The 19,981-nt window shown below is 56.5% G+C and carries 18 protein-coding genes; 15 read left to right on the plus strand and 3 right to left on the minus strand.

The annotated features are described in order from the left end of the window. Nucleotides 1–51 precede the first annotated feature (51 nt). Nucleotides 52–501: a bifunctional allose-6-phosphate isomerase/ribose-5-phosphate isomerase RpiB gene (gene rpiB / locus ACOTYH_RS19885; protein ID WP_023295775.1), complete on the minus strand. Its 450-nt coding sequence runs from the start codon at nucleotides 499–501 to the stop codon at nucleotides 52–54. A 351-nt stretch (nucleotides 502–852) separates the two neighbouring features. Between rpiB and ACOTYH_RS19890 the strand changes: the two genes are divergently transcribed. From ACOTYH_RS19890 to alsK, 6 genes are all read left to right on the plus strand, one after another. Further along, nucleotides 853–1,743 (plus strand): MurR/RpiR family transcriptional regulator, encoded by an 891-nt coding sequence (locus tag ACOTYH_RS19890; protein ID WP_015570213.1) that lies wholly within the window; start codon nucleotides 853–855, stop codon nucleotides 1,741–1,743. 64 nt (nucleotides 1,744–1,807) lie between these two features. Further along, nucleotides 1,808–2,743: a D-allose transporter substrate-binding protein gene (alsB, locus tag ACOTYH_RS19895; RefSeq protein ID WP_015570212.1), complete on the plus strand. Its 936-nt coding sequence runs from the start codon at nucleotides 1,808–1,810 to the stop codon at nucleotides 2,741–2,743. Between the two features lie 76 nt (nucleotides 2,744–2,819). Further along, complete coding sequence (alsA, locus tag ACOTYH_RS19900) at nucleotides 2,820–4,352, plus strand: D-allose ABC transporter ATP-binding protein AlsA (protein WP_017694707.1); 1,533 nt, start codon at nucleotides 2,820–2,822, stop codon at nucleotides 4,350–4,352. Continuing rightward, nucleotides 4,331–5,311: a D-allose ABC transporter permease gene (gene alsC, locus ACOTYH_RS19905; protein ID WP_017382644.1), complete on the plus strand. Its 981-nt coding sequence runs from the start codon at nucleotides 4,331–4,333 to the stop codon at nucleotides 5,309–5,311. Before alsA ends, alsC begins: the two co-directional genes overlap by 22 nt. A gap of 10 nt (nucleotides 5,312–5,321) precedes the next feature. After that, a complete protein-coding gene (gene alsE, locus ACOTYH_RS19910; protein WP_015570210.1) occupies nucleotides 5,322–6,017 on the plus strand; it encodes a D-allulose 6-phosphate 3-epimerase in 696 nt (231 codons plus the stop codon). After that, entirely contained in the window at nucleotides 6,001–6,945 is a 945-nt protein-coding gene (gene alsK / locus ACOTYH_RS19915; protein WP_026094412.1) for an allose kinase, read from the plus strand. The genes alsE and alsK overlap by 17 nt, the downstream gene beginning before the upstream one ends. Here alsK and ACOTYH_RS19920 read toward each other — a convergent pair. Then, nucleotides 6,878–9,175 carry a hybrid sensor histidine kinase/response regulator gene (locus ACOTYH_RS19920; protein ID WP_015570208.1) on the minus strand — a complete coding sequence of 766 codons (2,298 nt, stop codon included), beginning with the start codon at nucleotides 9,173–9,175 and terminating at the stop codon, nucleotides 6,878–6,880. The two genes, alsK and ACOTYH_RS19920, sit on opposite strands and share 68 nt — an antisense overlap. Nucleotides 9,176–9,357: 182 nt before the next feature. On the opposite strand from ACOTYH_RS19920, the gene ACOTYH_RS19925 reads away from it, so the two are divergent. From ACOTYH_RS19925 to ACOTYH_RS19950, 6 genes are all read left to right on the plus strand, one after another. Next, nucleotides 9,358–10,872 (plus strand): sugar ABC transporter ATP-binding protein, encoded by a 1,515-nt coding sequence (locus tag ACOTYH_RS19925; RefSeq protein ID WP_023302933.1) that lies wholly within the window; start codon nucleotides 9,358–9,360, stop codon nucleotides 10,870–10,872. Nucleotides 10,873–10,874: 2 nt separating this feature from the next. Next, nucleotides 10,875–11,870 carry an ABC transporter permease subunit gene (locus ACOTYH_RS19930; RefSeq protein ID WP_003860239.1) on the plus strand — a complete coding sequence of 332 codons (996 nt, stop codon included), beginning with the start codon at nucleotides 10,875–10,877 and terminating at the stop codon, nucleotides 11,868–11,870. A 28-nt stretch (nucleotides 11,871–11,898) separates the two neighbouring features. Further along, nucleotides 11,899–12,840, plus strand: coding sequence for an ABC transporter substrate-binding protein (locus ACOTYH_RS19935; RefSeq protein WP_086626584.1), 942 nt, complete (start codon nucleotides 11,899–11,901; stop codon nucleotides 12,838–12,840). 121 nt (nucleotides 12,841–12,961) lie between these two features. After that, nucleotides 12,962–13,648 carry a D-lyxose/D-mannose family sugar isomerase gene (locus ACOTYH_RS19940; protein WP_058688828.1) on the plus strand — a complete coding sequence of 229 codons (687 nt, stop codon included), beginning with the start codon at nucleotides 12,962–12,964 and terminating at the stop codon, nucleotides 13,646–13,648. 10 nt (nucleotides 13,649–13,658) lie between these two features. Continuing rightward, a complete protein-coding gene (locus ACOTYH_RS19945; protein WP_006810451.1) occupies nucleotides 13,659–14,519 on the plus strand; it encodes a ketose 1,6-bisphosphate aldolase in 861 nt (286 codons plus the stop codon). Further along, nucleotides 14,519–15,538, plus strand: a complete 1,020-nt coding sequence (locus tag ACOTYH_RS19950) for a carbohydrate kinase family protein (protein WP_109937900.1) — start codon at nucleotides 14,519–14,521, stop codon at nucleotides 15,536–15,538. Before ACOTYH_RS19945 ends, ACOTYH_RS19950 begins: the two co-directional genes overlap by 1 nt. Here ACOTYH_RS19950 and ACOTYH_RS19955 read toward each other — a convergent pair. Beyond that, entirely contained in the window at nucleotides 15,520–16,251 is a 732-nt protein-coding gene (locus ACOTYH_RS19955; RefSeq protein ID WP_015570202.1) for a response regulator, read from the minus strand. The two genes, ACOTYH_RS19950 and ACOTYH_RS19955, sit on opposite strands and share 19 nt — an antisense overlap. Before the next feature lie 256 nt (nucleotides 16,252–16,507). Here ACOTYH_RS19955 and fdhF point away from each other — a divergent pair, with 256 nt between their 5' ends. The 3 genes from fdhF to ACOTYH_RS19970 all read left to right on the plus strand — a co-directional run bounded on the left by fdhF (nucleotide 16,508) and on the right by ACOTYH_RS19970 (nucleotide 19,926). Then, nucleotides 16,508–18,655, plus strand: a complete 2,148-nt coding sequence (gene fdhF / locus ACOTYH_RS19960) for a formate dehydrogenase subunit alpha (protein WP_080024796.1) — start codon at nucleotides 16,508–16,510, stop codon at nucleotides 18,653–18,655. A gap of 322 nt (nucleotides 18,656–18,977) precedes the next feature. Then, on the plus strand, nucleotides 18,978–19,130 hold the full coding sequence (locus ACOTYH_RS19965; RefSeq protein WP_421637873.1) for a Hok/Gef family protein: 153 nt from the start codon (nucleotides 18,978–18,980) through the stop codon (nucleotides 19,128–19,130). A gap of 121 nt (nucleotides 19,131–19,251) precedes the next feature. Next, nucleotides 19,252–19,926 carry a tetratricopeptide repeat protein gene (locus ACOTYH_RS19970; RefSeq protein ID WP_015570200.1) on the plus strand — a complete coding sequence of 225 codons (675 nt, stop codon included), beginning with the start codon at nucleotides 19,252–19,254 and terminating at the stop codon, nucleotides 19,924–19,926. The last annotated feature ends 55 nt before the right edge of the window (nucleotides 19,927–19,981 follow it).

The following is a 19,981-nucleotide window of genomic DNA, read 5'->3' on the forward strand; positions in this document are numbered from 1 at the left end:
GAACTGGCCTTACGGTAATGAATGGCAGGGAACCGGGGTAGCGGAGGAATCTCAATTCCTGGCCTGTTCAATCGCCCCTATCGCATCGACTCGCGCCTGATGTCGTCCCCCTTCAAACGGTGCATTTAGCCAGGCATCGACGATCATTTTTGCCAGCTCCAGTCCGACCACGCGCGAACCAAATGCCAGCACATTCGTGTTGTTATGCTGCCTTGAAAGCTGAGCTGAATAAGGTTCGCTACAGACCACTGCGCGGATGCCCGGGAACTTATTGGCCGTAATGGAGATCCCTACCCCCGTTCCGCAGATCAGGATGCCGCCATCCACCTCCTTATCGATAATAGCCTGTGCAACCGCGCTGGCATAATACGGGTAGTCAGTACGCTCCGGGGAACAGGTGCCTTTATCCACCACGTCGATGCCACGCGCGCGCAGATGGGCCAGAATATCCTCTTTCAGCATAAAACCTACGTGATCGCAGCCAAATGCAATCTTTTTCATAATAAACCTCATCGTGGGTTAACTTTACGAACTCGATGGAGTTGTGATTTAAGACCGGTCAGTTGTGCAATAAAACCTCAAAACCATCGAGTTCTGCGCGTGTTCTACACCCATGACTTTGACATTTCAACTCTCTCATGACGGTATATTTCTTACGGCATGCATTAAAATCCGTTAACGTGTCATAATTATATTATTGATTTTCAAGGGAATAATAAAGCAATCGCCCATCAAAACTTCACAGACAATAAAACTTTATGAATTTTTAAACATTGTGAAGTTACCAGCATATTTTCATGCCAGAGTGTGGTGATATAGTGTCGTCTTCATTTTTAAGGACAAAAGAGAGCGATGAGTCAGTCAGAATTTAAAAAAGAGCTGCCTAACGGCATTGGCCTTGCACCGTACCTGCGCATGAAGCAGGAAGGCATGACCGACAACGAAAGCCGTATCGTCGACTGGCTGCTCCAGCCGGGTAACCTGAGCGGCGCGCCTGCGATTAAAGACGTTGCCGAAACGCTGATGGTGTCGGAAGCGATGATCGTGAAAGTGGCCAAACTGCTCGGCTTTAGCGGTTTCCGTAACCTGCGTGCGGCGCTGGTCGACTACTTCTCGCAATCCGAACAAGTATTACCTGCGGAACTCGCTTTTGATGAAGCACCACAGGATGTGGTTAACAAAGTGTTCAATATTACGCTGCGCACCATTATGGAAGGCCAGTCGATAGTGAACGTGGATGAAATTCACCGCGCGGCACGTTTCTTCGCCCAGGCCAACCAGCGCGATCTGTACGGTGTGGGTGGTTCTAACGCTATTTGCGCCGACATCCAGCATAAGTTTCTACGCATCGGCGTGCGCTGCCAGTCGTATCAGGACGCGCACATTATGATGATGTCGGCATCGCTGCTGAAGGAAGGGGATGTGGTACTGGTGGTCTCCCATTCCGGCCGCACCAGTGATGTGAAAGCAGCAGTTGAGTTAGCAAAAAAGAACGGCGCCAAAATTATCTGTATTACCCATAGCTACCATTCGCCGATTGCTAAACTTGCTGATTATATTATTTGTTCGCCAGCACCAGAGACCCCGTTATTAGGGCGCAACGCCTCCGCGCGTATATTACAGCTTACATTATTAGATGCGTTATTTGTTTCCGTTGCACAACAAAATATCGAACAGGCCACACTTAATATGCAAAAAACCGGCGCTATTGTGGATTTCTTCTCTCCTGGCGCACTGAAGTAAATTAAAAGGTTAATCCTGCTCAGGCGGGATTAACAACAACATACCCTACATTGAGAACACTGCTATGAATAAATATCTGAAATATTTCAGCGGCGCCGCTATGGGCTTAATGTTATCCACCAGCGCGTTTGCTGCTGCGGAATATGCGGTGGTATTAAAAACGCTCTCCAATCCATTCTGGGTGGATATGAAGAAAGGGATTGAAGATGAAGCCAAAACCCTGGGAGTAAGCGTTGATATTTTTGCCTCGCCGTCAGAAGGGGATTTTCAGTCCCAGCTACAGCTGTTCGAAGATCTGAGTAATAAAAAATACAAGGGTATCGCTTTTGCCCCACTCTCCTCCGTGAATCTGGTCATGCCCGTCGCGCGCGCCTGGCAGAAAGGTCTCTATCTGGTGAATCTCGATGAAAAAATCGATATGGATAACCTGAAAAAAGCAGGTGGCAATGTAGAGGGGTTTGTCACAACGGACAACGTGGCCGTCGGCGCAAAAGGGGCCGATTTTATTATCAATAAACTTGGTGCGGAGGGGGGCGAAGTCGCAATCATTGAGGGTAAAGCCGGTAACGCATCGGGCGAGGCGCGCCGCAATGGCGCAACAGAAGCCTTCAAAAAAGCAAACCAAATTAAGCTGGTTGCCAGCCAGCCCGCTGACTGGGATCGCATTAAAGCTCTGGATGTGGCAACCAACGTGCTGCAACGAAACCCGAATCTGAAAGCCTTCTACTGCGCGAACGATACCATGGCGATGGGCGTGGCGCAGGCGGTGGCAAACGCCGGTAAAATTGGCAAAGTGCTGGTGGTCGGCACCGATGGTATTCCAGAGGCGCGTAAGATGGTCGAAGCCGGTCAGATGACGGCAACCGTCGCACAAAACCCGGCGGACATCGGGGCGACCGGCCTGAAATTAATGGTGGATGCCGCGAAAACCGGGAAAGTCATCCCGCTGGAAAAAACGCCTGAATTCAAGTTGGTGGATTCGATTCTGGTGACAAAATAACGCAGAACTGTGCGGCTTGATGCCCTCACTCCGGCCCTCTCCCACAGGGAGAGGGTGAACAGAGAAGGAAATAAACATGGTCACGCCATATATCTCGATGGCGGGGATCGGCAAATCCTTTGGTCCGGTTCACGCATTAAAATCGGTTGATTTAACTATATACCCTCATGAGATCCACGCGTTATTAGGGGAGAATGGTGCCGGTAAATCAACCTTAATGAAAGTATTGTCGGGAATTCATGAGCCGACCAAAGGCTCCATTATTATTAATGAAAAGAATTACGACAAATTGGATCATAAACTGGCAGCACAACTGGGCATCGGCATTATATATCAGGAACTCAGCGTTATTGATGAATTAACCGTGCTGGAAAATCTATATATAGGCCGTCACCTGACTAAAAAGGTTTGTGGCATCAGGATTATTGACTGGAAAGAGATGCGCATTCGCGGTGCGATGATGCTCTTACGCGTCGGATTAAAAGTCGATTTAGATGAAAAAGTAGCGAATTTATCCATCAGCCATAAACAGATGCTGGAAATTGCGAAAACCTTAATGCTCGATGCCAAAGTGATCATTATGGATGAACCCACATCTTCATTAACCAATAAAGAGGTGGATTATCTTTTCTTGATCATGAATCAGCTGCGTAAAGAAGGCACCGCCATTGTCTATATCTCGCATAAGCTCGCGGAAATCCGCCGCATCTGCGACCGCTACACGGTAATGAAAGACGGTTCCAGCGTATGCAGTGGCCTGGTGAGTGACGTTTCAAACGACGACATTGTGCGCCTGATGGTCGGCCGCGAACTGCAAAACCGCTTTAACGCCATGAAAGAGAGCACCGGCAACATCGAACGCGACACGGTGTTTGAGGTGAACAACGTCACCAGCCGGGACAAGAAAAAAGTGCGAGATATTTCGTTCAGCGTGAACCGCGGCGAAATACTGGGTTTTGCGGGTCTGGTCGGCTCGGGACGTACCGAACTGATGGACTGTCTCTTCGGCGTGGATAAACGCGCGAGCGGTGAAATTCGCCTCAACGGCAAAACCATCTCCCCGCGTTCGCCTCTGGATGCGTTGAAAAAAGGGATGGCCTACATCACCGAAAGCCGCCGCGAAAATGGCTTTTTCCCTAATTTCTCTATCGCCCAAAACATGGCCGTCAGCCAGAGCCTGAAAAACGGTGGCTATAAAGGGGCCATGGGGCTCTTTCGCGAGCATGAAGAACGCAAGACCGCCGAAGCACAGCGCCAGTTGCTGGCGTTGAAGTGCCATAGCGTAGAGCAAAACATCACCGAACTCTCCGGCGGCAATCAGCAAAAGGTGCTGATTTCTAAATGGCTGTGTTGCAATCCGGACGTCATCATTTTTGATGAACCCACGCGAGGCATCGACGTCGGCGCAAAGGCCGAAATCTACAAGGTGATGCGCCAGCTGGCTGACGAAGGCAAGGTCATCCTGATGGTGTCGTCTGAATTACCTGAAATTATCGCCGTCTGCGACCGCATCGCCGTGTTCTGCGAAGGGCGGCTGACGCAAATCCTGACCAATCGCGACGACATGAGCGAAGAGGAGATCATGGCATGGGCATTACCACAAGAGTGAAAGGCGATATGGCGGAGAAAAAGCCATTTAACTTCGCGCTGTTCTGGGACAAGTACGGTACCTTTTTTATCCTCGCGATTATAGTCGCCATCTTTGGCACGCTGTCATCGGAGTACTTCCTCACCACCAACAACATCACGCAGATTTTTGTCCAGAGCTCGGTAACGGTGCTGATCGGGATGGGCGAATTCTTTGCCATCCTTGTCGCGGGTATTGATCTGTCCGTCGGAGCCATTCTGGCACTCTCCGGCATGGTGACTGCCAAACTGATGCTGGCTGGTGTCGACCCGTTTTTTGCAGCACTGATTGGCGGCGTACTGGTCGGCGGCGCGCTGGGGGCGATCAATGGCTGTCTGGTCAACTGGACCGGGCTACATCCGTTCATTATCACTCTCGGTACTAACGCCATTTTTCGCGGCATCACGCTGGTGATTTCCGATGCTAACTCCGTCTATGGCTTCTCGTTCGATTTTGTAAACTTCTTCGCTGCCAGCGTCCTCGGGATACCCGTACCGGTCATCTTCTCGCTGATCGTCGCGGTGATCCTCTGGTTCCTCACCACCCGTATGCGGCTGGGGCGCAATATCTACGCCCTGGGCGGTAACAAAAACTCGGCGTTCTACTCCGGCATCGACGTGAAGTTTCATATTCTGGTGGTGTTCATTATTTCTGGCGTATGCGCCGGGCTGGCGGGCGTGGTGTCGACCGCGCGTCTGGGCGCAGCGGAGCCGCTGGCCGGGATGGGATTTGAAACATACGCCATCGCCAGCGCCATCATCGGCGGAACCAGCTTCTTCGGCGGTAAAGGCCGCATCTTCTCGGTCGTGATTGGTGGTCTCATCATCGGCACCATCAATAACGGACTCAATATCTTACAGGTACAAACCTACTACCAGCTGGTGGTAATGGGCGGGTTGATTATCGCCGCTGTTGCCCTCGACAGATTGATCAGTAAGTAAGGAAATCACTATGAAAATTTCACCCTCCCTGATGTGTATGGATCTGCTGAAATTCAAAGAACAGATCGAATTTATTGACCAGCACGCGGACTACTTCCATATCGACATCATGGACGGCCACTTTGTGCCTAATCTGACGCTGTCTCCGTTCTTTGTCGGCCAGGTGAAGAAGCTCGCCACCAAACCACTGGACTGTCACCTGATGGTGACTCGCCCGCAGGACTACATAAGCCAGCTGGCGCAGGCCGGAGCAGACTTCATCACACTGCACCCGGAGACCATCAACGGTCAGGCTTTCCGCCTGATTGAAGAGATCCGTCGTCACGGTATGAAGGTGGGACTCATCCTCAACCCGGAAACCCCGGTTGAGGCGATGAAATACTATATTCATAAGGCGGACAAAATCACCGTGATGACCGTCGATCCAGGCTTTGCCGGGCAGCCGTTCATTCCGGAAATGCTGGAGAAAATTGCCGAGCTGAAAGCCTGGCGCGAACGCGAAGGGCTGAGCTATGAGATTGAGATCGATGGCTCATGCAATCAGGCCACCTATAAAAAACTGATGGCCGCCGGCGCAGATGTCTTTATCGTCGGAACGTCTGGTCTGTTCAACCATGCAGAGAATATCGGGGATGCATGGCAGCTTATGGCCGGGCAGATCCTGTCGGCACGAAACGAGGTTGTTCCTCATGCAAAAACAGCCTGATGTCGTCGCCGGAGTGGATATGGGGGCCACTCATATCCGTTTTTGCCTGCAAACGGCCGACGGTGCGGTGTTGCATTGTGAAAAACAGCGCACCGCGGAGGTTATCCGCTCTGGTGTGGTGTGCGGCGTGACGGAAATGATCACGGCTCAGCTGCGTCATTTACAGGTTCACTGTCGCGGTCTGGTCATGGGCTTTCCGGCACTGGTCGGCAAAGACAAACGCACCATTATTTCGACGCCAAATCTGCCTTTGCAGGCGAATGAGCTCCGCGATCTGGCGGGAAAACTTGAAGATGCGCTAGGCTGCCCGGTCGAATTTTCCCGCGACGTTAACCTTCAGCTTTCGTTTGACGTGGTGCAACACAATCTCCAGCAGCAAGAGGTTCTGGCGGCCTATCTTGGCACCGGCATGGGATTTGCCATCTGGCTAAACGGTGCTCCATGGACGGGCGCGCACGGCGTAGCGGGCGAGCTCGGGCATATTCCACAGGGGGATATGACGCGGCACTGTGGTTGTGGCAACCCGGGCTGTCTGGAAACAGTTTGTTCCGGTATCGCATTGAAACAGTGGTACGAACAGCAGCCCCGCGAGTATGCGATGGGAGATATCTTTTCAGCCGTACCCGATGACCCCTTCGTACAACAACTCCTGAATCATGCAGCCCGCGCCATTGCCACCAGTGTAAATCTGTTCGATCCGGATGCGGTGATCCTCGGTGGCGGCGTAATGGATATGCCTGGCTTTCCGCGCGAAGCGCTGATTGTCGGGATAAAGCAGCATTTGCGCCGCCCGCTGCCGCATGAGTCCGTGAAATTTATCCCTGCCTCGTCGTCGTCTTTTAACGGCGCTCAGGGGGCCGCTACCCTGGCTCGCTGCCGGTTCCTGCCATCACCTTGCGCAGCGCCTGCGCCAGCTGTGCGCGGGTGAACGGTTTTCGCAGTAACTGAACGTCCGGCAGCTGCGGGTTATGCGCCGGGCGCAAATCCTGCCCGCTGATCAGCAGCACCGGCAACTGCGGATAGTGGCTGCGTACATGGCCGATCACCTCCGCACCACTCAGGCCGCCCGGCAACATCAGGTCGCTGATAAACATGCCGATATCCGGTGATGCGTCCAGCATGTTCAGCGCCTGCTCGCCGTTTTCGGCTTCAAGCGTCAGGTAGCCAAGCTGGTGCAATTGCTCGCACAGGGTCTGCCGCACGCCCGCCTCATCTTCCAGGACCAGCACAAGCAGCTCACTCTCTGCCGGGGCCGTGGTCGCCAGCGCGGCATCATCAGAGAACGCGGGCAGCGTCGAGCGCGGCAGCTGGAGCCGCACGGTGGTTCCCTGCCCCGGCGCGCTTTCGATCTCAACGCGTCCCCCGGACTGACGCACAAAGCCGTACACCATCGACAGCCCTAACCCGCTGCCGCTGCCGGTCTGTTTGGTGGTGAAGAACGGTTCAAAGACCTGCGATTTCACCTCCTGCGACATCCCGCAGCCGTGGTCAATCACCTCCAGCGCGACCATATCCTGCCTGCGCCCGTCGCTGCGGGTCACACGCTGGTTCCAGGTGCGGATTTTGATCACACCATTTTGCCCCTCCATTGCATCACGGGCGTTCATCACCAGGTTGATAATGGCGTTTTCCAGCTGGCTGACGTCAATCCATGCGGGCCAGGCCGGGGTTTGCGCTTCAATATCCAGCGTCAGCGTGGCGGGAAGCGAGTGCCGCATCAGCTCGCTCAGGTTCTCCAGCAGCGGCTTCATCTCTACCGCATGGGGTTGCAGGGATTGCTTGCGCGAGAAGGCCAGCAGACGCTGGGTGAGCATGGCCCCGCGTTCCGCGGCTTTGAGCGCACGAGTGATGCGCGGCGCGTCCGGTGACGCTGAATCGGTCAGCTCCAGACTGCCGATAATCACCGCCAGCAGGTTATTAAAATCATGCGCCAGCCCGCCCGTCAGTTGCCCAACCGCCTTCATTTTCTGGCTGTGCAGCAGCGCCTCCTCCAGCCCCTGACGTTCGATGCGGTCAACCTCCATCTGCGAGGTCTTCTCCTTCAGCAGCCGCGTGGTGTGCTCCAGCGAAGCGGTATTGCGGGCAAAAACGTTAAACGCGCGCGCCAGTTCCCCCAGCTCATCACGCCGCTGTAGCGCGGGCACCGACACATCCTGCTCGCCGTGAGCGAGGCGCGACATTGCCCTTGAGATAGCCGTCAGGTTGGAGCCCAGATTGCGGTAAATATACCAGCAGGCGCAGCCGGTGATGATCAGCGCCAGCACCGCGAAGACGCTGATAAACACGCTGATGGAGCGCAGCTCCTGGTGGCTTTGGGCGGTACGCAGCCGGGAGGCCTGCGCCACCTGTTCAACGTACTGATTAATGTCGCGGTTTAATATCGCCACCAGCGCCTTGATGTGGAACATGTACCAGCTGATGGACAGATCGCTCTCTTCCAGCTGCTTCGACAGTGGCGCGAGCTTGCGCAGCTCATCATTAAAATCCGGGAGCACCAGGTTGACCACCGGTTGCAGGGCGCTCGCGGGTAACATCGCGGTTACTGCATCCAGCTGCTGCACCGTGGCGCGCGGTGAAGGGGTATCAATGGCGGCAACGATCAGCCTGTCCATCTCTGCAAGCTGCCGGGCGTCTGGCACATTGCTCGCGTAACGGCGGTTGATATCCTGCAAATGACGCAGGTAGCTTTGGCTTTGATACAGCGCGCTGAGCAGCGCGTTACGCTCCAGATGCCGTTTTTGCCCGCGCTCCAGCATTCCCGTCACGCTCTGCTGTAACTCATTGCTCCTGCGGATAATACGCGCCACCAGCGCCGGCTCCTGCTGCGCCAGCGGCGCATCGGCAAGCTGCTCCAGCGAGTGGCGCAGCGCCATCTGCGTCTGTTTCAGCCGTTCAGCTTCGCCTTTGTACTCCAGCGCACCGACTACCTGCGACAGCCGCACCGCCGCCGTCGCCACATTCGCGGTATCACGCGCGAGGTTCATGCTGCCAGTCATATCATCCAGCGTTTGCTGCTGCACCTGCTCCTGGATCTGGCTGGCATGACGAAAGCCGAGCACCGCCACGCCGCTGACCATCAGCGTTACCGCCACCACCAGCAGGTTAAATATCAGCAGGCGACCGCGGGCGCTGGTGAAGAACGGGGGGCGTGAAGACATGGGGTTTGGGCTCCTCTGCGGTTTGGTGCCCTCACCCTGGCCCTCTCCCACAGGGAGAGGGAAAAGGAAAATGTGATGGCGATTCGCTATTCATAACTATGACAAATATGAACAGCTTCTGACATTTTGCATTTACGCACCTGTGATGAAGTGCAGATATCGACATTCACAGGAGATCCGCCATGAGCAGAACCCCGGTTTTAGAGATGCGCCACATTGCCAAGACGTTTGGCAATTTCCACGCGCTCAAAGGTGTGGATTTGACGGTTTTCCCCGGAGAGATCCACGCGCTGATGGGGGAAAACGGCGCCGGAAAAAGCACGCTGATGAAGATCCTCGCAGGCGCATATACCGCCAGCAGCGGCGACATCCTCATCGACGGTCAGCCGTTTCACATCAAAGGTCCGAAGGATGCGCTGGCCGCAGGCATTACCCTGATTTATCAGGAGATGCAGCTTGCTCCTAACCTGACCGTGGCGGAAAACATTTTTCTCGGCAGCGAGCTGTCGCGCGGCGGGCTGGTCCAGCGCAAAGAGATGGCAGCCCAGGCGCAGGCGGTCATTGACCGTCTGGGCGCGCAGTTCAGTGCCACCGACCTGGTCATGAAGCTGACCATCGCCGAGCAACAGCAGGTGGAGATCGCCCGTGCGCTGCACCGCAACAGCCGTATTCTGGTGATGGATGAACCCACCGCCGCCCTCTCCTCGCGCGAAACCCACCGTCTGTTCGAACTGATTTTGCGCCTGCGCGATGAAGGGATGGCGATTATCTACATCAGCCACCGCATGGCGGAAGTGTATGAGCTTTCCGATCGCGTCAGCGTCCTGCGCGACGGGCAGTACGTCGGCAGCCTGACGCGCGACAAGCTGAATGCCTCCGAGCTGGTGCGCATGATGGTGGGCCGTCCGTTAAGCGACCTGTTCAACAAAGAGCGCGATATTCCGCTCGGCAGCCCGCGTCTGAACGTGCACCACCTGACAGATGGCAAAAAAGTGCTGCCGTGCAGTTTGCAGGTTCGCTCCGGTGAAATCGTCGGGCTGGCGGGGCTGGTCGGGGCCGGTCGCTCCGAGCTGGCGCAGCTGATCTTCGGCGTGCGCAAAGCCACCGGCGGCATGATCGAGGTCGACGGCGAACCGGTGGTGATCCACTCCCCGCGCGCGGCCATTGAAAACGGCATCGGTTTTCTTACCGAGAACCGCAAGGAGCAGGGGCTGTTTCTGGAGCTGGCGGCGCAGGAGAACATCACCATGGCGACGCTGGAGCGCGACGCCACCTTCGGCTGGCTGAACCGCAAAAAAGCGCAGTCTATTTCCGATGACGCCATCGCCCTGCTCAATATCCGCGTGCCGCATTCTCAGGTGCGCGCGGGCGGGCTCTCCGGCGGCAACCAGCAAAAGCTGCTGATCTCCCGCTGGGTGGCGATTGGCCCGCGCATTCTGATTCTGGACGAGCCCACGCGCGGGGTGGACGTCGGCGCGAAAAGCGAGATCTACCGCATCATGAACCAGATGGCGCGCAAAGGGGTGGCGATTCTGATGATCTCCAGCGAGCTGCCGGAAGTGGTGGGCATGAGCGACCGGGTGTACGTGATGCGGGAAGGCAGCATCGCGGGTGAACTCCACGGACGCGACATCTCTCAGGAAAACATTATGACGCTGGCAACCGGCGTGAACGACACACATCATCAGGCGGTGTAATTATGACAACTCCAACCCATCCGCAGCAGGTGGCGAAATCCGCCTCCGCCAAAAAAATGCTGATGAGCGATCTGATGCAAACGATCGGCATTTTGCCAATTTTAATCCTGATTGTGGCGGTATTTGGCTTTATCGCCCCGAACTTTTTCACCGAGAGCAACCTGCTGAATATTACCCGGCAGGCGTCGATCAACATCGTGCTGGCGGCGGGGATGACCTTCATCATCCTGACCGGCGGGATTGACCTCTCTGTGGGCTCGATTCTGGGCACTACGGCGGTAGCGGCGATGGTGGTCTCGCTTATCCCGGAATTTGCGATGCTCTCCATTCCGGCGGCGCTGATGCTCGGTATGGTGCTGGGGCTGTTCAACGGCGCGCTGGTGGCCTTTGCCGGGCTGCCGCCGTTCATCGTCACCCTCGGCACCTATACGGCACTGCGCGGCGCGGCGTATCTGCTGGCGGACGGCACGACGGTCATTAACTCCAACATTAACTTCGAGTGGATCGGCAACAACTACCTCGGCCCGATTCCGTGGCTGGTGGTGATCGCCCTGGCGGTGATTGTGGTGTGCTGGTTCATCCTGCGTCGCACAACCCTCGGCGTTCACATCTATGCGGTCGGCGGCAATATGCAGGCGGCACGCTTAACCGGCATCAAGGTCTGGCTGGTGCTGCTGTTTGTCTACGGCATGAGCGGCCTGCTCTCGGGATTAGGCGGCGTGATGAGCGCCTCGCGCCTCTACAGCGCCAACGGCAACCTCGGCACGGGGTACGAGCTGGATGCGATTGCGGCGGTGATCCTCGGCGGAACCAGCTTCGTCGGCGGGATCGGCACGATCACCGGCACGCTGGTCGGTGCATTGATCATCGCCACCCTCAACAACGGCATGACGCTGATGGGCGTCTCCTACTTCTGGCAGCTGGTGATCAAAGGGGCGGTGATCATCATAGCGGTGCTGATCGACAAATACCGTACCCGACACCATCAAAGTGCATAACAACAATACCCTACGTGAGGAATACAGCATGAGATTGAAGCCCTTAGTGACCGCGCTCTGTGCTGGCGCGCTGCTGGCCGCAACCCCGTTTGCGCAGGCAAAAGATCTGAAGTCCATCGGCGTGACGGTGGGCGACCTGGCTAACCCGTTCTTCGTGCAGATCACCAAAGGTGCCGAGCTGGAAGCGCGCAAGCTGGCGGGAGATAACGTCAAGGTGACGCTGGTCTCCAGCGGGTACGATCTGGGCCAGCAGGTGTCGCAGATCGATAACTTCATTGCGGCGAAAGTGGACATGATCATCCTCAACGCCGCGGATTCCAAAGGGATCGGCCCGGCGGTGAAGCGTGCGAAAGAGGCGGGGATCGTGGTCGTGGCGGTTGACGTGGCGGCGGAAGGGGCTGATGCGACCATCACCTCCGATAACACCCAGGCGGGGGAGATGGCCTGTAAGTACATAACCGACCGCCTGAAAGGTCAAGGCAACGTGGTGATCATCAACGGGCCGCCGGTTTCTGCGGTACAAAACCGCGTGGAGGGCTGCCAGACCGAGTTCAGGCGCCACCCGGATATCAAAGTGCTCTCGGATAATCAGAACGCCAAAGGCAGCCGCGAAGGCGGACTGGAGGTCATGACCTCCCTGCTGGCGGCCAATCCGAAGATCGACGGCGTATTCGCAATTAACGATCCGACGGCGATCGGCGCCGATCTGGCGGCGAAACAGGCTCAACGTAATGAGTTCTTTATCGTTGGCGTGGATGGCAGCCCGGACGGTGAAGAAGCCCTGAAGCGCGAAAACTCCCTGTTTGTGGCGACACCGGCGCAGGATCCGCAGGTGATGGCGGCGAAGGCGGTGGAGATTGGCTATGACATTCTCCAGGGCAAACCTGCGCCGAAAGAGCCTGTGCTGATCCCGGTGACGATGATCGATAAAAAGAACGTCGGCACGTATAAGGGGTGGACGGTTAAGTAAACCCGGTGCGGCCTGATGCCCTCACCCTAACCCTCTCCCACGGGGAGAGGGAACTTACTCCCCCTCTCCCTTGAGGGAGAGGGCCGGGGTGAGGGGGTGGCATAAAACTCAAGGAGTCCCCATGAAACGCTCCGACATCAATGAAATCCTCGGCCACACGCGGCAGTTCTTCTCCATGCACGACGTGCATCTCCCGCCGTTTGCCAGCTTTCCGCCAACAAAATGGCAGCAGCTTGACCAGGCCGCCTGGCAGGAGGTGTTCGACCTCAGGCTCGGCTGGGACGTGACGGCGTTTGGCGACAACCACTTTGCCGCACAGGGGCTGACGCTGTTTACCCTGCGCAACGGCTCCCCCAACGGCGTGCCTTATGAAAAGTGCTATGCCGAAAAAATCATGCACGTGCGCGACGGCCAGGTGACGCCGATGCATTTCCACTGGCGCAAGCGGGAGGACATCATCAACCGCGGCGGCGGGAATCTGATTATTGAGTTATGGAATGCGGGGGCGCATGAGGAGACCGAAAACACCGACGTGATCGTCACGATAGACGGCTGTCGGCAGACGCACGCGCCCGGCAGCCAGCTGCGCCTCACGCCTGGGGAAAGCATCTGCCTGACGCCCGGCCTGTACCACAGTTTCTGGGGTGAACGCGGCTTTGGCGACGTGCTGGTGGGCGAAGTGTCGTCGGTCAATGACGATGAACACGACAACCACTTTTTACAGCCCATCGATCGCTACAACACCATCGAAGAAGACGAACCGGCGGTGCTGGTGCTGTGCAACGAGTACAACCTGTTTCGGATATAAGGAGTGAATGATGCCATTGATTTCTCTTGCCGACGGTCTGGCACACGCCAGAGAACACCGCTACGCCCTGGGCGCGTTCAACGTTCTCGACTCCCATTTTCTGCGCGCGCTGTTTGCCGCCGCGAAGCAGGAACGCTCGCCGTTTATCATCAACATCGCCGAAGTGCATTTTAAGTACGTGTCTCTGGAGTCGCTTGTTGAAGCGGTGAAGTTCGAAGCCGCCCGTCACGATATTCCCGTGGTGCTTAACCTCGACCATGGGCTGCATTTTGAAGCCGTCGTACGCGCCCTGCGCTTAGGATTCAGCTCGGTTATGTTCGACGGCTCAACGCTAAGCTACGAGGAAAACATTCGCCAGACGCGGGAAGTGGTGAAGATGTGCCACGCGGTGGGCGTCTCGGTGGAGGCGGAGCTGGGTGCGGTCGGTGGTGACGAAGGCGGCGCGCTTTACGGGCACGCGGACGAAGCGTTCTTTACCGACCCGCAGCTGGCGCGCGAATTTGTCGATTCAACCGGCATTGACGCGCTGGCGGTTGCTATCGGCAACGCGCACGGCAAATACAAAGGCGAGCCGAAACTCGATTTCCCGCGCCTGGACGCCATTCGCCAGCAGACGGGGCTGCCGCTGGTTTTACACGGCGGCTCCGGGATTAGCGATGCCGACTTCCGCCGCGCTATCGAGCTGGGCATTCATAAAATCAATTTTTATACCGGCATGTCGCAGGCCGCGCTCGCCGCCGTTGAGCAGCGCATGGCGAACCGCCAGCCGCTGTACGATGAGTTTGCCGAACTGCTGCTGGGCATTGAAGAGGCCATTACCGATACGGTCGCGGAGCAGATGCGCATCTTCGGCAGCGCGGGGCAGGCATAATGGAACGCAAAGGGATTATCGCCGCAGGCAACATGCTGGTGGATCACGTCCACCAGATCGTACAGTGGCCGGAGCGCGGCTGGCTGGCGGAAATCACCCACAGCGAACGCTCAACCGGCGGTGCGCCGCTCAACGTTCTGCTGACGCTGGCGAAAATGCACGTCGGCCTGCCGTTACAGGCGGTGGGGCTGATTGGGGAAGACAGCGACGGAGACTATATTCTGGCGATGCTCGACCAGTATCACGTCAATCGCCAGCGCGTGCAGCGCACGACGTTCGCCCCAACGTCGATGTCGCAGGTGATGACCGACCCCAGCGGACAGCGCACCTTTTTCCACTCGCCGGGCGCCAACCGCCTGCTGGATCTTCCCGCCTTCGATCGTTTAGACGGATCGCTGAAGATCTTCCATCTCGGCTATCTGCTGCTGCTCGACAGCCTGGACATGCCGGACGAGGAGTTTGGCACCCGCAGCGCGCGGTTACTGGTACAGATGCGCGATCAGGGGTATGAAACCTCGCTCGATCTGGTCTCCCGCAAGGGCGATCCGCGCTATCAGCCGCTGGTGCTCCCTGCCCTGCGTCATCTTGATTATCTGGTGATTAACGAGCTGGAAGCCGGTGAGTTTAGCGGGCTTGAGATCCGCGACGGTCATGGTGCGCTGAACATGGTCCATATCGCCGACGCTGCCGCACAGCTGCTGGCGGCAGGCGTGCGGCAGCGGGTGGTGATCCACTGTCCGGAAGGGGCATGGGGTGAAGCGCCGGGTGAAAAAGGGCAATGGGTTCCGTCGTGGAAGCTGACGCAGGAGGAGATTATCGGCAGCGTCGGTGCGGGCGACGCGTTTTGCGCAGGCTTTTTATACGGTTGCCATGAATCGCTGTCGCTTACCGAGAGTATTTATCTGGCGCACGCCTGCGCGCGGGCCAGCCTGCTGGCGGCCAATGCGATTGACGGCGCGAAAACGCTGGCCGAGCTTCAGGCGTTTATTCAGGAGAACGGTCAGGCGGCTTTCTCATGATGGGAAACGTCCGTGGCAAAAACATAGCCCAGACCGCGAATGGTTTTGATCAGCAAAGGCTGGTGCGGATTGACCTCAATTTTTCGCCGTAGCCGCATGATCAACACGTCGATAGTGCGGTCAAAGACCTCGGCGCTTTCGCTGTGGGTCAGCTCCAGCAGCTGTTCACGACTCAGTACCCGGCGGGCGTTTTGCGTTAATGCCAGCAGCAGGCCGTATTCGCCCTGGGTTAACGGCACGGTATTACGCTGCGGATCGCTCAGCTCGCAGCGGGTGGTGTCCAGCGTCCAGCCGTTAAAGGTAATACCTTCAACGCGCGGCGCGGCAGGCTCCGCGTCCAGCGCGCCGGTTCGACGCAGCACCGCCTTAACGCGGGCGACCACCACGCGCGGATTGAACGGTTTTCCGATGTAATCATCGGCGCCCATTTCCAGCCCGACGACCACATCTGATTCACTTCCCAGCCCCGTCAGCATCACCACCGGTAGCGATGGTCGCTGCTTTTGCAGTTGCAGCAAAACCTGTAATCCGTTGATATCCGGCAGCATCATGTCCAGCAGAACCAGCGCAATGCCAGGGTCCTGCTGGACACGGTTCACCGCGTCCTGACCGGTGTGACACGTCAGCACGGTAAAGACGTGCTCGCTGAGCACATCCTGTAGCAGTTCGCAGACTGCGACATCATCATCAACCACCAGAATCGCCGGTTTCATCGCATGCTTCCGTCAGGGAATTATGTTAAGTCTGAACCATTCTGCCGCTGGCTCCAGCCGAATTGTTTTTTACGTGACGGAAATTCAATCCATGTCACATCCCCTGCCCTTTCGACACGTCAATTTTGACGATTGGCTGTTTTTCGTCAGGGTTTCGCCCCGCAAAGGGTCGTAAAGTCAGGAAATACCCATAGTAAAAACATGGCATAGAAGCTGCATATTGGGCAGGTAAGAACTGTTTAACTGGAGCAAAGTGATGAAAAAAGTCGTCACGGTTTGCCCTTATTGTGCCTCAGGTTGCAAGATCCACCTGGTGGTCGATAACGGCAAAATCGTTCGGGCGGAAGCGGCGCAGGGTAAAACCAATCAGGGCACGCTGTGCCTGAAAGGGTACTACGGCTGGGATTTTATTAACGATACCCAAATCCTCACGCCGCGCCTGAAAACCCCTATGATCCGCCGCGAGCGCGGCGGCAAGCTGGAAGCCGTCTCCTGGAATGAAGCGCTGGATTACGTCGCCACGCGCCTCAGCGCCATCAAGGCCAAGTATGGCCCGGATGCGATTCAGACCACCGGCTCCTCACGCGGGACGGGTAACGAAACTAACTATGTAATGCAAAAATTCGCGCGCGCCGTTATTGGTACCAATAACGTCGACTGCTGCGCTCGCGTCTGACACGGCCCATCGGTTGCAGGTCTGCACCAGTCGGTCGGTAACGGCGCAATGAGTAATGCCATCAATGAGATAGATAACACCGATCTGGTGTTCATCTTCGGCTATAACCCGGCGGATTCTCACCCTATCGTCGCGAATCACGTTATTCGCGCCAAACAGAACGGGGCGAAAATCATCGTCTGCGATCCGCGTAAAATTGAAACCGCGCGCATTGCGGATATGCACATCGCACTGAAAAACGGCTCGAACATCGCGCTGTTGAATGCGATGGGGCATGTCATTATTGAGGAGAACCTCTACGACCAGGCGTTTGTCGCGAGCCGTACGGAAGGGTTTGAAGAGTATCGCAAGATTGTCGAAGGCTATACGCCGGAGTCAGTAGAGGCGATAACCGGCGTCAGCGCGCAGGAGATCCGCCAGGCGGCGCGGATGTACGCCGGAGCGAAAACCGCCGCCATCCTGTGGGGCATGGGCGTGACCCAGTTCTACCAGGGTGTGGAAACCGTGCGCTCGCTCACCAGCCTCGCCATGCTGACCGGCAATCTGGGTAAAGCGCATGTGGGCGTGAACCCGGTGCGTGGTCAGAATAACGTGCAGGGTGCGTGTGATATGGGCGCGCTGCCGGACACCTATCCGGGCTACCAGTACGTGAAGTTCCCGGAAAACCGCGAGAAGTTTGCGAAGGCCTGGGGCGTGGAAAGTCTGCCGGCACACACCGGATACCGCATCAGCGAGCTGCCGCACCGCGCGGCGCACGGTGAAGTACGTGCGGCCTACATCATGGGTGAAGATCCGCTCCAGACCGACGCCGAACTGTCCGCGGTGCGCAAAGGCTTTGAGGATCTGGAGCTGGTGATTGTTCAGGATATCTTTATGACCAAAACCGCGGCAGCGGCGGATGTGATTCTGCCGTCGACCTCCTGGGGCGAGCATGAAGGTGTCTATACGGCAGCAGACCGCGGCTTCCAGCGCTTCTTCAAGGCCGTCGAGCCGAAGTGGGATCTGAAAACGGACTGGCAGATCATCAGCGAAATCGCCACCCGCATGGGCTACCCGATGCACTACAACAACACCCAGGAGATCTGGGACGAGTTGCGGCATCTGTGTCCGGACTTTTATGGGGCAACCTATGAAAAAATGGGTGAGCTGGGCTACATCCAGTGGCCGTGCCGGGATGAGTCAGAATCCGATCAGGGGACGTCATACCTCTTTAAAGAGAAGTTCGACACCCCGAACGGGCTGGCGCAGTTCTTCACCTGCGACTGGGTCGCGCCGATCGATAAGCTCACCGACGAGTATCCGATGGTGCTCTCCACCGTGCGTGAAGTGGGCCACTACTCCTGCCGCTCCATGACCGGCAACTGCGCCGCGCTGGCGGCGCTGGCGGATGAACCGGGCTACGCGCAGATCAACACCGCCGATGCCGAACGTCTCGGTATTGAAGATGAAGCGCTGGTGTGGGTGAACTCGCGTAAAGGCCGCATCATTACCCGCGCGCAGGTCAGCGACCGTCCAAACAAAGGGGCAGTCTATATGACCTACCAGTGGTGGATTGGCGCCTGTAACGAGCTGGTGACGGAGAACTTAAGCCCGATAACCAAAACGCCGGAGTATAAATACTGCGCCGTAAACGTGGAGCCAATAGCGGATCAACACGCTGCGGAACAGTATGTGATCGACGAATATAACAAGCTGAAAGCCCGCCTGCGTGAAAGCGCAATGGGTTGATGCCGTTAATTAATCGATGAATAAAGGGAGTGAGATATTCACTCCCTTTTTATTTCCGCTTAACACATTAAAAATATCAATTGTTATTCTGGAAAGCGGCTCGCAGAAATAATGTAATTCGTGCGAAAAAGAATTACATCTTTGCATTTTAATTCAGAGGGATAAGATGTGCGGCGGGTGCTTAAGACTTTCTGTCTTGAGCATTGTTGAGGGACAGAAAGTAGGAAGCCCCGGGAAATTTTCATTTACCCGAGGCTACTCCCTCAACTACCAACAGGTTGAGAGTAGCCTCTTATTCTTTTTTACACAAGGAGTAAAAGGCATGACGCCATTAAAAACTGCGTTAGGCATCGTCTTTATTATTTGCCTGACGATAGTGATCTTTAACTTTATTACTCGCGATAAGTTATGTGAGTTTTCAATAATGAGTGAACATCAGGAGGTGGCGGCGAAATTAGCCTGTAACGCAGGCTAACCTCTTCGGGCGGAACGCGTGTTCCGCCCGGCTTGTGGGATGCTGAGGTCTTAACGCACCCGTTTTTTTCTTCTGTCGCCGCGATTATACTGCGCGGCGTGTACCCAGATGATAAGAATCCATGAAAACCCTTTTTCTGATGTTGTTATTTTTAACCGCGTTTGCCCATGCCGATGAGATAGGCAGCCAGTATAAAAAGCAGGCTGAAGCGGGCGATGCGCGCGCGCAGTATTATCTTGCCGATACCTGGTTCAGTTCCGGCGACAGCGCGCAGGCGGCGCTGTGGGCGGAAAAAGCGGCAAAAGGCGGTGATGTCGACGCCATGGCGCTGCTGTCGCAAATCCACTTTTCGCAGGGCGACTATGCTCAGGCCAAAGCCCTGGCCCAGCAGGCAAACATTGCGGGCAGCAAACGCGGCGCGATCATGCTGGCGCGGGTGCTGGTGAACACGCAGGCGGGCAAAACCGACTACCCGCAGGCCATCGCACTGCTGCAATCGGCGACCGAAGACATCGATAGCGACTCGGCGGTAGACGCGCAACAGCTGCTGGGGCTGATCTATGCCAACGGCGTTGAAGTTCCTCAGGATGACGTGCAGGCCGCATCGTGGTTCAAGCGGAGTTCGGCTCTGTCCCGGACGGGCTATGCGGAGTACTGGGCAGGAATGCTGTTCAGGCAGGGTGAGAAAGGTTTTATCACACCGAATAAACAGAAAGCGCTTTACTGGTTAAACCTGAGCTGTACCGAAGGGTTTGATACCGGGTGTGAAGAGTTTGATGCGTTGAGCGGGGAGTAACGTGCCGGGTGGCGGCTTCGCCTTACCCGGCCTACAAAACCCGTAGGCCCGGTAA

Origin of the sequence: Enterobacter cloacae complex sp. SHL001 (assembly GCF_049236825.1) — a bacterium.
Taxonomy (GTDB): domain Bacteria; phylum Pseudomonadota; class Gammaproteobacteria; order Enterobacterales; family Enterobacteriaceae; genus Enterobacter; species Enterobacter hormaechei_C.

Excerpts from the sequence above, each read along its gene's own strand:
- alsA (WP_017694707.1), top strand. The coding sequence starts at position 2,820 with ATGGTCACGCCATATATCTCGATGGCGGGGATCGGCAAATCCTTTGGT.
- alsC (WP_017382644.1), top strand. The coding sequence starts at position 4,331 with ATGGGCATTACCACAAGAGTGAAAGGCGATATGGCGGAGAAAAAGCCA.
- alsE (WP_015570210.1), top strand. The coding sequence starts at position 5,322 with ATGAAAATTTCACCCTCCCTGATGTGTATGGATCTGCTGAAATTCAAA.
- alsK (WP_026094412.1), top strand. The coding sequence starts at position 6,001 with ATGCAAAAACAGCCTGATGTCGTCGCCGGAGTGGATATGGGGGCCACT.
- ACOTYH_RS19935 (WP_086626584.1), top strand. The coding sequence starts at position 11,899 with ATGAGATTGAAGCCCTTAGTGACCGCGCTCTGTGCTGGCGCGCTGCTG.
- ACOTYH_RS19970 (WP_015570200.1), top strand. The coding sequence starts at position 19,252 with ATGAAAACCCTTTTTCTGATGTTGTTATTTTTAACCGCGTTTGCCCAT.
- ACOTYH_RS19955 (WP_015570202.1), bottom strand. The coding sequence starts at position 16,251 with ATGAAACCGGCGATTCTGGTGGTTGATGATGATGTCGCAGTCTGCGAA.
- ACOTYH_RS19890 (WP_015570213.1), top strand. The coding sequence starts at position 853 with ATGAGTCAGTCAGAATTTAAAAAAGAGCTGCCTAACGGCATTGGCCTT.
- alsB (WP_015570212.1), top strand. The coding sequence starts at position 1,808 with ATGAATAAATATCTGAAATATTTCAGCGGCGCCGCTATGGGCTTAATG.
- ACOTYH_RS19940 (WP_058688828.1), top strand. The coding sequence starts at position 12,962 with ATGAAACGCTCCGACATCAATGAAATCCTCGGCCACACGCGGCAGTTC.
- ACOTYH_RS19965 (WP_421637873.1), top strand. The coding sequence starts at position 18,978 with ATGACGCCATTAAAAACTGCGTTAGGCATCGTCTTTATTATTTGCCTG.
- ACOTYH_RS19950 (WP_109937900.1), top strand. The coding sequence starts at position 14,519 with ATGGAACGCAAAGGGATTATCGCCGCAGGCAACATGCTGGTGGATCAC.
- ACOTYH_RS19925 (WP_023302933.1), top strand. The coding sequence starts at position 9,358 with ATGAGCAGAACCCCGGTTTTAGAGATGCGCCACATTGCCAAGACGTTT.
- rpiB (WP_023295775.1), bottom strand. The coding sequence starts at position 501 with ATGAAAAAGATTGCATTTGGCTGCGATCACGTAGGTTTTATGCTGAAA.
- ACOTYH_RS19930 (WP_003860239.1), top strand. The coding sequence starts at position 10,875 with ATGACAACTCCAACCCATCCGCAGCAGGTGGCGAAATCCGCCTCCGCC.
- ACOTYH_RS19920 (WP_015570208.1), bottom strand. The coding sequence starts at position 9,175 with ATGTCTTCACGCCCCCCGTTCTTCACCAGCGCCCGCGGTCGCCTGCTG.
- ACOTYH_RS19945 (WP_006810451.1), top strand. The coding sequence starts at position 13,659 with ATGCCATTGATTTCTCTTGCCGACGGTCTGGCACACGCCAGAGAACAC.